Below are 12,162 nucleotides of genomic sequence, written 5' to 3'. Positions count from 1 at the left end.
GGCCCGACGGCGGGCCGCCCACTCGCAGCGCCCCTGCCGGCACGGCTGACCTGTGCCGGCACGGCTGACCTGTGCCGGCACGGCTGACCTGTGCCGGCACGGCTGACCTGTGCCGGCACGGCTGACCGTGCGAGGCTAGCAACGAGCAGCAGGACGCGCGGCGCGCCGGCCCGCCAGCCTGACCGCCCGCCGACCCGAGTGTCCGAGGATGATCAGACCTTTGCGCTGTCGCCGGGCCCCACGCCTCCGAAGAATCGGGACCCCCACGCCGCGACAACCACAGGAATTCGTCAGACGGCTGCCCCGGACTGCGTTGCTGTCACGGCACCGGGACGGCCCGGCAGGACGCCGGAACCGCCTTGTGGGACTGGAGCCCCCGGCCGGGATCGAACCGGCGACATCTCGCTTACAAGGCGAGTGCTCTGGCCAGCTGAGCTACAGGGGCGCATCGTGCGTGGTCAGCATAAGCGACAGAGCTGCGAACATCCCCCTCGGCAGCCCCTCCGAGCACGGAAAACGCAATCTTTCCGGCCCGGGAGGCAACGGTTCGTCGCCGGCCCACCGTAACGGTGCGGAGATTGATGCCCGGCTGTGCCCGACTGACCGGAATGTGTATGCCGTCCGTCGCACCCGATGCTTCATGTCTTGGCAGGTTACGAAAAGCCGTTTACCGTGCAGTGACACGGATGACACTTCCGGCGGTCCCCGACTGCCCGGCGTGTCGCCCGATGGCCGGCGTCACACGACGCCGGTCGCTCCTTCACTCGGATCGTCCGGCACGTTCCTGCCGGTGAAAGGAAGCGCTCCAGCATGGCCACGGTCACCTACGCGAAGGCGTCCCGCATCTACGCGGGCACCGAGCGTCCCGCAGTGAACCAGCTCGACCTCCAGATCGGGGACGGCGAGTTCCTGGTCCTGGTCGGCCCCTCCGGTTGCGGCAAGTCCACCAGCCTGCGCATGCTCGCCGGCCTGGAGGACGTCGACGACGGCGCGATCTACATCGACGACCGCGACGTCACCCACCTGCCGCCGAAGGCCCGCGACATCGCGATGGTCTTCCAGAACTACGCCCTCTACCCGCACATGTCGGTGTACGAGAACATGGCGTTCGCGCTCAAGCTGCGCAAGACCCCCAAGGACGAGATCGACCGGCGGGTCAAGGAGGCGGCCGGGCTGCTCCAGCTGGAGGAGTACCTCAGCCGCAAGCCGAAGGCCCTCTCCGGCGGTCAGCGCCAGCGGGTCGCGATGGGCCGGGCGATCGTCCGCGAGCCGCAGGTCTTCCTCATGGACGAGCCGCTGTCGAACCTCGACGCCAAGCTCCGGGTGCAGACCCGTACCCAGATCGCGTCGCTCCAGGCGAAGCTCGGCATCACCACCGTCTACGTCACCCACGACCAGGTCGAGGCCATGACCATGGGTCACCGGGTGGCGGTCATGCTCGACGGCGTCCTCCAGCAGGTGGACACCCCCCGGGCGCTCTACGACACCCCGGCCAACGTCTTCGTCGCGGGCTTCATGGGCTCCCCCGCCATGAACATCAAGACCGTGCCGTTCAGCGAGCGGGGCGCGGCGTTCGCCGAGATGAACATCCCGCTGACCCGCGAGCAGGCCGAGGCGGCCCGCGCCGAGGGCGGCAACAACAAGGTCACCGTCGGGTTCCGCCCGGAGGACTGCGACCTGGTCAGCCCGACCGAGGGCGGCATGCCCGTCGTGGTCGAGCTGGTCGAGGACCTGGGCTCCGACGCGAACGTCTACGGCCACGCCGCGCTGGAGGGCCACAACGAGCGGTTCGTGGTCCGCACCGACCGGCGCACCATGCCGAACATGGGTGACACCGTGTTCGTCAAGCCGCGCACCGGCCGCACCCACGTCTTCAACGCCGCCACCGGCAAGCGGATCTGACGCAGCAGCACGAGAGGGGGCGGTCTGCCGGGTGGCGGGCCGCCCCTTTCGCGTACGCCCGCCGGAGCCGGACGCACGGCGGGCCGCCCTCTGGGTCAGGGGACGGCCCGGCGTGGCGGACGGATGTGGTGGCTCAGGACCCCGCGGCCCGGCGGCGGGACACCTCGGCCAGGGTGACCGCGGCGGCGACGCTGGCGTTGAGCGACTCCACGTCGGAGACCATGGGGATGCTCACCGTCAGGTCGCAGGTCTCGCCGACCAGCCGGGACAGCCCGCGCCCCTCGGAGCCGACGACCACGACCAGCGGGCCGACGGCGGCCTCCAGGTCGTAGAGGTCGGTGTCGCCGTCGGCGTCCAGGCCGACGACCATGAACCCGGCCTCCTGGCACGCCTTGAGCGACCGGGTCAGGTTGGTGACCTGGGCGACGGGCACCCGCGCCGCCGCGCCCGCGCTGGTGCGCCAGGCGGTCGCCGTGATCCCGGCGGCCCGCCGCTCCGGCACGAACACGCCCTGCGCGCCGAACGCGGCGGCGGACCGGATCACCGCGCCGAGGTTGCGCGGGTCGGTGACCCCGTCGAGGGCCACCAGCAGCGGGGCCGTCTGCTCCAGCGCGGCGGCCACCAGATCCTCGAACGGCTCGTACGCGAACGGCGGCACCTGGAGCCCGATGCCCTGGTGCAGCACGCCGCCGGTCATCCGGTCCAGCTCGGCCCGGCTGACCTCCAGGATGGCGATGCCCCGGTCGGCGGCGGTGCGGACGATCTCGGTGACCCGGTCGTCGATCTCGATGCCGTGGGCCGTGTAGAGCGCGGTGGCCGGCACCTGGGCGCGCAGCGACTCCAGCACCGGGTTGCGCCCGACCAGCAGCTCCGGGCTGTCCTTCGCCGGGTTGGACTTGCGGCCCGGCGCGACCCGGGGCCCGCTGCGACCGGCCGCCTTGCCGCCCCGGCCGCCGGCGCCGCCCCGCAGGGTCGGCACCCCCCGGCCGCCGCCCCGGCCCCAGGTGGTGTCCTTGGTGCCCGGCTTGCCGACCTTCGGGGTACGCCCCTCCTCGGCCGCCGCCCGGCGCTCCTTGTCCTGCTTCCAGGCGGTGCGCTGGGGCAGCTTCTCGGTGCCCGAGTAGGCCTTGTGCCAGGGGCGCTCGTCGGCGGGCAGGGTCTTGCCCCGGCCCGCGAGGGCGTCCTTGTTCTTGCCGCCGGAGCCCTTGGGGGCGCCCGCCTTCGACGTCAGTCGCCGGCCACGGCGCTGCGAGTTGCCGGCCATCAGTCCTGCTCTCCAATAGTCCAACGGGGGCCCTGGGGGGTGTCCTCGACCACCACGCCGGCCAGCTTGAGCTGGTCGCGGACGGCGTCCGCGGCCGCCCAGTCCTTGCGGCTGCGGGCCTGCGCGCGCTGTTCCAGGGCCAGCGCGACCAGTGAGTCGACCACGCCGCGCAGGTCGTCCACGCGGCCGCCGCCGGTCCAGGCCTCGTCGAGGGGGTCGATCCCGAGGATATCCAGCATCGCCCGCGCGGAGCCGAGCGCCGTGCGGACGGTCACATCGTCGCCGGTCGCCAGGGCGGTGTTGCCCTCCCGGAGCACCTCCTGGAGCACCGCGAGCGCGGCCGAGGTGTTCAGGTCGTCGTCCATGGCGGCGACGAAGCCGGCCGGCAGCTCGCCGAGCCCACCGGGGCCGACCCGCTCGGCGGCCCGCTGGACGAACCCCTCGATCCGCCGGAAGCCGCTGGCCCACTCGCGCAGCGAGTCCTCGGTGTAGTCGATGTGCGACCGGTAGTGCGCCGCCGCGTAGTAGTAGCGCAGCTCGATCGGGCGCACCCCGAGCGAGGCGACGTACGCCAGGTCGAGGGCGTTGCCGAGCGACTTGCCCATCTTCGCCCCGCCGATGCCGAGCAGCCCGTGGTGCACCCAGTAGCGGGCGAACGGCAGGCCGGCCGCCTGCGACTGGGCGATCTCGTTCTCGTGGTGCGGGAAGGTCAGGTCGAGCCCGCCGCCGTGGATGTCGAACTCCTCGCCCAGGTAGCGCCAGCACATCGCCGAGCACTCGATGTGCCAGCCGGGCCGCCCCCGCCCCCACGGCGACGGCCAGTAGGCGTCGGCCGGCTCGTCGGGCTTCGCGCCCTTCCACAGGGCGAAGTCGCGCGGGTCGCGCTTGCCCCGCTCCGGGGCGTCGTCGGCGGCCTGCATCGCGTCGGGCGACTGCCCGGACAGCGCGCCGTAGGCCGGCCAGGACGCCACGTCGAAGTAGACGTCGCCCGAGCCGTCGGTGGCCGGGTAGGCGTGCCCGGTGTCGATCAGCTTCGCGATCAGCTCGTGCATCTCGGGGATGTGCCCGGTGGCCCGCGGCTCGTACGTCGGCGGCAGCACGTTCAGCGACCGGTAGGCGGCGGTCAGCGCCCGCTCGTTGGCGTACGCGATCGACCAGAACGGGCGGTCCTGCTCGCAGGCCTTCACCAGGATCTTGTCGTCGATGTCGGTCAGGTTGCGGATGAACCGCACCTCGAAGCCCCGGGCCAGCAGCCAGCGGCGCAGCACGTCGTAGTTGACGCCGGAGCGGAGGTGGCCGATGTGCGGGGGACCCTGGAGAGTGAGACCACACAGGTAGACCCCCACCTTGCCGGCTTCCCGCGGGACGAAGTCCCGCACCGATCGGGTGGCGGTGTCATACAGGCGTAGCGTCACGGCTCCAGGGTAGCCGTCCACACGTTGCCGGTTCGCCCCGCGCCGGGTCGTCCGCCGCCCCGCGTTCCCGGTTCGTCCCGTGCCGGGTCGTACGCTGCCCCTCGTGGATGAGGCGGCGCGGCAGGAGCGCACGACGACCCGGACCGACGACGGCACGCGCGGTGGTGAGCGCGGTGGTGAGACAGCCCAGACGCTGGACCGGGGGCTGCGGCTGCTGCACCTGGTCGCCGACGCGCCGGGCGGGCTGACCGTCACCGAGGCGGCCAACCGGCTCGGCATCGGCCGGGCGGCCGTCTACCGGCTGGTCGGCGCGCTCAGCGGGCACGGCATGGTGCGCCGCGACGGTGACGGCCGGCTGCGCCTCGGCGCGGGCGTGCTGCACCTGGCCAGGCGGGCCCAGCCGCTGCTCGCCGAGGGGGCGCTGCCCGCCCTACGGCGGCTCGCCGAGCAGGCCGGCGCGACCGCCCACCTCACCGTCGTCGAGGGCGGCGAGGGGGTCGCCCTGGCGGTGGTGGAGCCGAGCTGGACGTCGCTGCACGTGGCGTACCGGACGGGCACGCGGCATCCGCTGGAGCGGGGGGCGGCCGGGCGGGCCATCCTCGCCGCCCGCGCCGGCTCCGCCGGCCCGGTGAGCACCAGCGGCGAGTTGCAGCCCGGGGCGTACGGCGTGGCCGCGCCGGTGCTCGGCGTGCCAGGGCTGGAGGCGAGCGTCGGCGTGGTGGCGCTGGCCCCGCTGGACCCGGAGTCGGTCGGCGAGCAGGTGCTCGCGGCGGCGACGGCGATCACCGCGGCCCTCGCCCCCTGACGCGGGCCGGCTGGGCTGGTCTGTTGGGCCGGCTGGGCTGGTCTTGGTTGGGCCGGCTGGCCGGGGCCGGCTGGGCCCGGCTGGTGGGTCGGGCCGACGGGCCGGTTGGGCCCGGCAGGTCGGCGACATGGCGGTATCCCCGCCGCCGGACACCCCCACTTGGCCGACATCGTGTCCCCGCTAGCACATCCGGGGGCGGGTGGGCCGGTTATCCACAGGGCGGGGAGCCGACGGGGTGGCCGGTTGTCCACAGGGGTGTCGCGGGGCGTGCCCGGACGGTGACGCTGGTCGACATGCCCCCACAACCTTCCCGCCCCACCGCCCTGGCCCGGCAGGTCTTCCGCGGCTCGGAGGCCGTCCGGCTCGGGCTGCTCAGCCGGCACCAGCTCCGCGGCGCGTCCTGGCTGCGCCTGCGGCAGGACGTGTACGCCGACGCCCGGCTCCACCGGGACCACGGCCTCACCTGCCGCGCCGCCGTGCTGCGGCTGCCGCCCGAGGCGGTGCTCGCCGGCCCCTCGGCGGCCTACCTGCTCGGCGTCGAGCACGCCGCCTCGTTCACCGACGACGTGCACGTACTCGTCCCCCGGTCGACCCGGATCGACTCACAGCACGGCATCCGGGTGCACACTCTCGGCGCTGCCCCGGCGCTCCTGCCGGTGGGTGGCGGCCCGGCCACCGGGGCGGGCGGCGGCCGGACACCCGACGACCGCACAGCCGGCAGCCGGACGGATGCGGCGGGAGCCGCCGCCGAACCGGCCTTCGGTCCCGCCACCGCCGGCGAGGGAGCCGTCGACAGGACCGCCGCCGGGCCGGGCATCATCGACGGGACCGCCGCCGGTGCAGGGGCCCTGCGCTGGACGCAGCCGGCCCAGGCCGCCTGGGAGACGGCCGTGTGGCTGGAGCCGCTCCGGGCGGTGACGATCGTCGACAGCCTGCTCGGTCGAGGGCTGGTCACCGTGGAGGACCTGACGGTGGTCGCCGGGCACAACGCCGACCGGCCGGGCGGGCGGCGCGCCCGCTGGGTGTTCGGGCTCACCGACGGGGGCGCGCAGTCGCCACCGGAGTCACAGCTGCGACTCCGGCTGGTGCTCGCCGGGCTGCCCCGCCCGGTGACCCAGCACCCGGTTCGGCTGGCGTCGGGCCTGGTCCTGCACCCCGACCTGGCCTGGCCGGCCTTCCGGGTCGCCGTCGAGTACGACGGGCACTGGCACGCCGACGCCGAGCAGCTGCACCGCGACCGTCAGCGGCTCAACCACCTCGTCGGGGCGGGCTGGGTCGTGCTGCACGTGACCAGCCGCCGCCTCCACCGGGACTTCCCGGCGGTGGTCCGCGAGGTGCGCGCCGCCCTGGTATCCCGCGGCTGGCGGCGATGACCCGCCCGGCCCGACCCGGCTTGCCCGCCCCGAGCCTGGCCGCCCACCACCCGCCCGCCTGGCCCCGGACGGACCTGACCCGAGGCCGGGGCCCGGCCAGGCGGGGGCAGCGCCGCCAGGTCGCCGACCTGGCGGCATCCCAGCCCTCCGGGCCCCGCCACGTCGCCGACATGGTGCGACAAGCCCCAGCGGGGCCCGGGGCCGACGATGCGCGAGGGCCCGGGCGACCGTGGTCGCCCGGGCCCCGCCGGAGAGGATCCGCGATGTCACATGCGGGTCGTCACCGCGGCGTACGCGTCGATGATGCCGTGGCCGTAGAAGCCGTTGAACGTCGAGCTGCCGGCGCAGTAGGCGTCGAACTCGGCCGGCCGGTCCTCGTTGGCGTAGCTCTGGAGCCGGGGCTCCGGGCAGGCGTGCTCGGCGGCGGTGCGGTAGAGCTGCCGCTCCACCTTGGCCGGGTCCATGCCCAGGCCGCCCTTGACCTTCTTGCCGTACTTGCTGACGATCAGCGCGGCGACACCGCTGACGTGCGGCGACGCCATCGAGGTCCCCTGGAGGTAGGTGTAGTAGCCGCAGTCGCCGTTGGCCTTGCACTCCTTGAAGACCGACTCCTCGAAGCCGGCGACGATGTTGCCGTTCTCGTCGACGGAGCCCTCCTCCTGGAGGACGTGCTTCGGGTACGTGGAGAGGATCATGTTGGAGTCGAGGCGGTAGGTGTCGGTGCCGTACCCGTCACGGAACCAGCCGCCCGGGGCGGCGACGGAGATCTGCTCGGTGCCGTAGTTGGAGTAGTCGGACTTCTTGCCCGACGGGCCGACCGCGGAGACGCCGATCACGTGCGGGCCCTCCACCGGGAGGTCCCAGCAGCTGGCGTTGTCGATCGGCCGCTCGTACGGGTCGGCGCCGTAGTCGGGGCTGGAGAAGTCGGTGCGCGGGGCGCCCAGGTCCTCGTGGTTGTTGCCGAGCGAGCCGACCAGGGTGACGCCCTTGCGGTGCGCGTAGTTGAGCGCCCGCGACATGGCCTCGATGGTCGCCCGCTGCTCGGCCTGCGACTCGGGCGAGTCGGCCGGGTTGGCCGTGCAGTTGTAGAGCCACGGGTCGACGTAGAACGACATGTTGACCACGTCCAGGCCGACCTTGCCGGCGTGCACGAGGGCGTTGACGACCGGGTCGAGGAAGAAGTAGCCGGAGTCCTGGCCGCCCTTGAGCTCGACCAGGGTCACGTTCGGGGCGACGCCGGAGAGGCCGAAGCCGTCGGCGGCGGCGCCGATCGTCCCGGCGACGTGCGTGCCGTGCCCGCCGTCGTCGGTGCCGACCGGGTCGAGGCAGCTCGCCACCTCGCACTCGCCGTCGACCTCGGGGATGTCGGGGGCGAAGTTGCGCGACAGCGACCAGCTGAAGTTCGCCGCCAGGTCGGGGTTGCTGGCGTCGACGCCGGTGTCGAGGATGCCGACGGTGACCCGGCGGTCGCCCGGCTCCACCTTGCGGGCCTTGTCGGCCCGGATCATGCCAAGGCCCCAGAGCTTGTCGTCCAGGGGGTCCAGCTTCGCGCCCCGCTTGGCGGGCGCGCCCTTCGGCTTCGCCTTGGCCTTGGCCTGGGCGAGGAGGTTCTCCTGCTCGACCCGGTCGAGCTTCGGCTTGCGGCCGATGGCCTTCTTCTCGGCCGCGCCGAGCAGGGCGGCGTTCGCGGCGGCCCGGCTGGCGAAGTCGGCGCGGTCGCTGGTGACCTGGAACAGGCCGACCTCGTCGGTGCGGGACACGACCGTGCCACCGGCGGCCTTGATCGCGGCGACCGCCGCGTCGGCGGAGACGCCGGACTCCGCCACGACGGTGAACTCCCGGGTCACGGTCGGCTCGGCATTCGCCGGGCCCACCACGCCGGTCACCGTGAGTGCCAACGCCGTTGCGGTTACGACGGCACCGGCGGTGAAGCGCTTGCTCACCACATCAGATCCTCTCGTTGAGGGACGTGGCAGCCATCCCATACCACCGGGGGGCGTTCCGCTAGATGGGAGTCCGTATTACACGGCAATCAGGCTTTCGTCGGCCGGCTGTCATCTGGAGCCGGCGAGCCGGTCGGCGCGGCGCGGCCAGCCACCCGCCGAGCCAACCGCCCGGCCCGGCGGCCTACGTGCCGCTCAGTTCGACCTGGGCGAACCGGTCGAGCACGTCCGGCAGGTCGGCCAGCGTCGACACCTCCGCGTCGGCGGGCACGCCCTCCGGGCGGGGCCGCCCGCCCCGGTTGAGCCACACCGCCCGCATCCCCGCCCGCAGGGGGGCGACGACGTCGTGGCTCGGCGAGTCGCCGACGTACACGATCTGGCGCGGGGGCACCCCGGCGGCCTCGACCACGGCGGCGAAGAACTCCGGGGCGGGCTTCTTCGGCAGGCCGTTCTCGTGCGCGTACACCTCGAAGGTGAACTCGCCGGTGAGGCCGCAGCGTTCGGCGCGGCTGTTGCCGTTGGTGGCGTAACCCAGGGTGTAGCGCGGGCGCAGGGCGGCGAGCGCGGGCAGCGCGTCGGGGAACGGCCGGGTGAGCGCGAAGCGCCGGGCGAAGAAGAGCGCCGCGAGGTCGTCGAGGTGCGCGTCGAGGCCGGCCCGGGCCAGCGACCGGGCCAGCGCGGCCCGCCGGATCTCGTTGACCGGCGCGGCGCTCAGCGCCCCGAAGACCGCACCCCAGTCCGACTCCAGGTCCGCGAGGGTGACCTCGGCGGCCGCCGGGGTCAGCCGCCGCATCTCCTCCAGTACGGCCACCAGCCCGCCGGTGACCGCCGGGCGCAGGTCGAGCAGGGTCTCGTCGGCGTCGAACACGACGTGGGTCAGCATGCCGGCAAGGGTGCCACCGCAGCGGCTCGCGGGCCACGTCGGCCCTGTTCGCGGGCGGTCATGCCTCGGCCGCGAGGGCGGGCTCGGCGGGGCGGGCGGCCAGCCGGTCGGCGGCCCGCGCCTCGCGCAGCTCGTCGACCCGGACCAGGGCGACCCCGGCGACGATCAGGACGCCGCCGAGCAGTTGCACCACGGTCGGCAGCTCGCCCAGCACCAGCCAGGCGATGAGCACCGCGAACATCACCTCGGTCAGCCCGACGAACGACGACAGCCGGGCCCCGAGGATCCGGGCCGCCGCGATCCCGGTCAGGTACGCGACGACCGCCGCGACCAGCGACAGGCCGACGATGGGCACCAGCCAGCTCGTGCGCTGCCCCGCGAAGGTCACCTCGCCGAAGGTGGCCCGCAGCGGCAGCGCCCCGGCGAGGCCGAGCACGAGCAGTGCCGCCGCGCCGACGCCCATGCCGGCGCTGGCCATCGTCACCGACGGCAGACCGTCGTCGATCCGCCCGGCGATCACGAAGTAGCCGGCGAGGCCGACGGCCGCGCCCAGTCCCCAGAGCACGCCGGCCGGGTCGAGGCGGGCCCCGCCGGTCACGTCCAGCACGGCGGGGAGGCCGGCGAGGGCGGCCACCGACCCGGCCACGGTGAGCCGGCGCGGGCGCTGCCCGTGGACCGCCCACGTCCAGCCGACCACGAGGACGATGCCCAGGTATTCCAGCAGCAGCGCCACCCCGACCGGGAGGTAGCGCACGGCGTTGAAGAAGCACGCCTGGGCGAGGGCGACGGCGAGCAGCCCGAACGCGCCCACGGAGACGAGGTTGCGGCGCAGCACGTCCCACCGGCCGCGCAGGGCCAGCGCCGCCGGCACCGCGAGGACGGCGGCGGCGCTGCCGACCCGGGCGATCACCACGGCCTCCGCGGACCATCCGGCCTCGATCAGCGACCGGGCGAAGGTGCCCGAGGTGGCGAAGGTGACGGCCGACAGCAGCGCCAGGCCGAGACCGATGCCGGCGGGTCGTTCACGCATCGACTCTCCTCGGTACGTCATGAGTAAAGTAGCTTTATGCTCGTGACGCTAGATCGGTCGGCCGACAGGAGTCAAGTTGCTTTTCGCCCATGACACCGAGCCCGCGCTGATCGCCGCCGCCGCGCTGGTCAACACCGGGGGCAGCCACGGCGAGGCGCTGCCCGACGTGGCGGCCCTGGACGCGTTCCTCACCGCGCACGGCTGGACCGGCCGGCACGAGCGCACCGAGGCGGAGCTGCGGGCCGTCCGGGACCTGCGCCCCCGGCTGCGCCGGATCTGGTACGCCGACACCGACGAGGTCGTCGCCACCGTCAACGAGCTGCTACGCGACGCCGGGGCGCTGCCGCAGCTCATCCGCCACGACGACGAGCCGTACCACCTGCACGCCGTGCCCAGGGACGCGCCGCTGGCCACCCGGATGGCCGTCGAGGCCGCGATGGCCCTCGCCGACCTGGTACGCGGCGACGAGCTGAGCCGGCTGCGCCGGTGCGACCACCCCGACTGCGACAACGTGCTGGTCGACCTGTCCAAGAACCGGTCCCGCCGGTACTGCGACGCCGGGTGCGGCAACCGGGCGGCGGTCACCGCCTACCGGGCCCGGCGGGCCGCCGCCCGGCCCTGATCCGGGGCGCTCGCCCCGCCGCCGGGGCGGGCCGGGTCGGGTCGGTGCCGAGGCCGCGCCCGGACAGCGCCAGGGTCGCGCCGCCAGGTCGGCGACGCGGCGGTATCCCGGTTGGGCCGAACGTCATGCCGGGCGGGTGGCGGTATCCCGGCTGCCGGATACCCCCACCTCGCCGACACGACGTCGATCAACCCGCCTCGCGCGCCGCCCACTCCGCGCGGAGCAGCTCGTACTCGACCTCGCCGTGCTCGGTGCCCTCGATCGGGTCGTCCCAGTCGAGGTGGAACGTGCGCACGTACCGCAGTCCGGCCTTCTCCATCACCCGCCGGGACGGCGTGTTGACCGCCATCGTCTGCGCCCACACCCGGGCCAGGCCGACGGTGGCGAACGCGTGCCGGAGCAGGGCACGGGACCCCTCGGTGGCCAGGCCGCGCCCCCACGCCGCCCGCCGCAGCCGGTACCCCAACTCGGCCTGGTTCGCCCCCGGTGCCGGTCGCGCCCCCGCCGCTACGGCTGCCGGTCGCGCCCCCGCCGCTGCCGGCCCGGGCGGGGGCCCTGCCTGCGGGGCACCTGCCCCGGGCGGGGGCTCCGCTTCCAGGGCACCTGCCCCGGGCCGCACGCCGCCCTCCGGGGCGTCCAGGGCGAACCAGCCGAGGAACATGCCCGTCGCCCGGTCCACGGCGGCCCAGCGGCCCAGCCCGGGGTGGCGGTCGTACCCGGCCAGCAGGTGGGGCAGCAGCTCGCCCCGAACCACCTCGGCCGGGGTGGGCCGACCACCGGTCAGGTAGCGCATGACCTCCGGGTCGGCGTCCAGCTCCGTCAGGGCGTCGGCGTCGGCCCCCGTGAACCGGCGCAGCCGTAGCCGCCCCGTCTCCAGCAGGACCGCCCCGGACCCGTCGACCCCCGTCACACCCGTCATCCCCTT

Annotated in this window: 10 protein-coding genes and 1 tRNA gene; 4 read left to right on the top strand and 7 right to left on the bottom strand. The window is 74.4% G+C overall.

The window, feature by feature from the left end; genetic code table 11:
* Window positions 1-368 precede the first annotated feature (368 nt).
* Window positions 369-445, bottom strand: a tRNA-Thr gene (locus HDA31_RS00960).
* 365 nt (window positions 446-810) lie between these two features.
* Here HDA31_RS00960 and HDA31_RS00955 point away from each other — a divergent pair.
* Complete coding sequence (locus HDA31_RS00955; RefSeq protein WP_178066593.1) at window positions 811-1,902, top strand: ABC transporter ATP-binding protein; 1,092 nt, start codon at window positions 811-813, stop codon at window positions 1,900-1,902.
* A 133-nt stretch (window positions 1,903-2,035) separates the two neighbouring features.
* On the opposite strand, the gene rlmB is transcribed toward HDA31_RS00955, so the two are convergent.
* Window positions 2,036-3,166: a 23S rRNA (guanosine(2251)-2'-O)-methyltransferase RlmB gene (rlmB, locus tag HDA31_RS00950; protein WP_178066594.1), complete on the bottom strand. Its 1,131-nt coding sequence runs from the start codon at window positions 3,164-3,166 to the stop codon at window positions 2,036-2,038.
* Window positions 3,166-4,581, bottom strand: a complete 1,416-nt coding sequence (cysS, locus tag HDA31_RS00945) for a cysteine--tRNA ligase (protein WP_091277942.1) — start codon at window positions 4,579-4,581, stop codon at window positions 3,166-3,168. Before cysS ends, rlmB begins: the two co-directional genes overlap by 1 nt.
* A 193-nt stretch (window positions 4,582-4,774) precedes the next feature.
* Here cysS and HDA31_RS00940 point away from each other — a divergent pair, with 193 nt between their 5' ends.
* Window positions 4,775-5,386, top strand: a complete 612-nt coding sequence (locus HDA31_RS00940) for an IclR family transcriptional regulator (protein ID WP_141723625.1) — start codon at window positions 4,775-4,777, stop codon at window positions 5,384-5,386.
* A 293-nt stretch (window positions 5,387-5,679) separates the two neighbouring features.
* Window positions 5,680-6,759: a hypothetical protein gene (locus HDA31_RS00935; RefSeq protein ID WP_178066595.1), complete on the top strand. Its 1,080-nt coding sequence runs from the start codon at window positions 5,680-5,682 to the stop codon at window positions 6,757-6,759.
* Window positions 6,760-7,025: 266 nt separating this feature from the next.
* Here HDA31_RS00935 and HDA31_RS00930 read toward each other — a convergent pair whose 3' ends face one another.
* The 3 genes from HDA31_RS00930 to HDA31_RS00920 form a co-directional block, all read right to left on the bottom strand.
* On the bottom strand, window positions 7,026-8,702 hold the full coding sequence (locus HDA31_RS00930) for a S8 family serine peptidase (RefSeq protein ID WP_178066596.1): 1,677 nt from the start codon (window positions 8,700-8,702) through the stop codon (window positions 7,026-7,028).
* Window positions 8,703-8,886: 184 nt separating this feature from the next.
* Window positions 8,887-9,585: an HAD family hydrolase gene (locus tag HDA31_RS00925; protein WP_074472325.1), complete on the bottom strand. Its 699-nt coding sequence runs from the start codon at window positions 9,583-9,585 to the stop codon at window positions 8,887-8,889.
* A gap of 58 nt (window positions 9,586-9,643) precedes the next feature.
* Entirely contained in the window at window positions 9,644-10,615 is a 972-nt protein-coding gene (locus tag HDA31_RS00920) for an EamA family transporter (RefSeq protein ID WP_178066597.1), read from the bottom strand.
* A 76-nt stretch (window positions 10,616-10,691) separates the two neighbouring features.
* Here HDA31_RS00920 and HDA31_RS00915 point away from each other — a divergent pair, with 76 nt between their 5' ends.
* A complete protein-coding gene (locus HDA31_RS00915; protein ID WP_178066598.1) occupies window positions 10,692-11,237 on the top strand; it encodes a CGNR zinc finger domain-containing protein in 546 nt (181 codons plus the stop codon).
* Between the two features lie 187 nt (window positions 11,238-11,424).
* Here the strand turns inward: HDA31_RS00915 and HDA31_RS00910 are convergent, their stop codons facing one another.
* On the bottom strand, window positions 11,425-12,156 hold the full coding sequence (locus HDA31_RS00910) for a GNAT family N-acetyltransferase (RefSeq protein WP_178066599.1): 732 nt from the start codon (window positions 12,154-12,156) through the stop codon (window positions 11,425-11,427).
* Between the last annotated feature and the right edge of the window lie 6 nt (window positions 12,157-12,162).

Source organism: Micromonospora carbonacea (genome assembly GCF_014205165.1).
GTDB classification, from domain to species: Bacteria; Actinomycetota; Actinomycetes; order Mycobacteriales; family Micromonosporaceae; genus Micromonospora; species Micromonospora carbonacea.
The sequence above is the reverse complement of the archived record's forward strand: the minus strand, read 5'-3'. Positions and strand labels throughout refer to the sequence as shown.

Coding starts and splice junctions, on each gene's coding strand:
- HDA31_RS00920 (WP_178066597.1), bottom strand. CDS start 10,615: ATGCGTGAACGACCCGCCGGCATCGGTCTCGGCCTGGCGCTGCTGTCG.
- HDA31_RS00910 (WP_178066599.1), bottom strand. CDS start 12,156: ATGACGGGTGTGACGGGGGTCGACGGGTCCGGGGCGGTCCTGCTGGAG.
- HDA31_RS00935 (WP_178066595.1), top strand. CDS start 5,680: ATGCCCCCACAACCTTCCCGCCCCACCGCCCTGGCCCGGCAGGTCTTC.
- HDA31_RS00925 (WP_074472325.1), bottom strand. CDS start 9,585: ATGCTGACCCACGTCGTGTTCGACGCCGACGAGACCCTGCTCGACCTG.
- rlmB (WP_178066594.1), bottom strand. CDS start 3,166: ATGGCCGGCAACTCGCAGCGCCGTGGCCGGCGACTGACGTCGAAGGCG.
- HDA31_RS00955 (WP_178066593.1), top strand. CDS start 811: ATGGCCACGGTCACCTACGCGAAGGCGTCCCGCATCTACGCGGGCACC.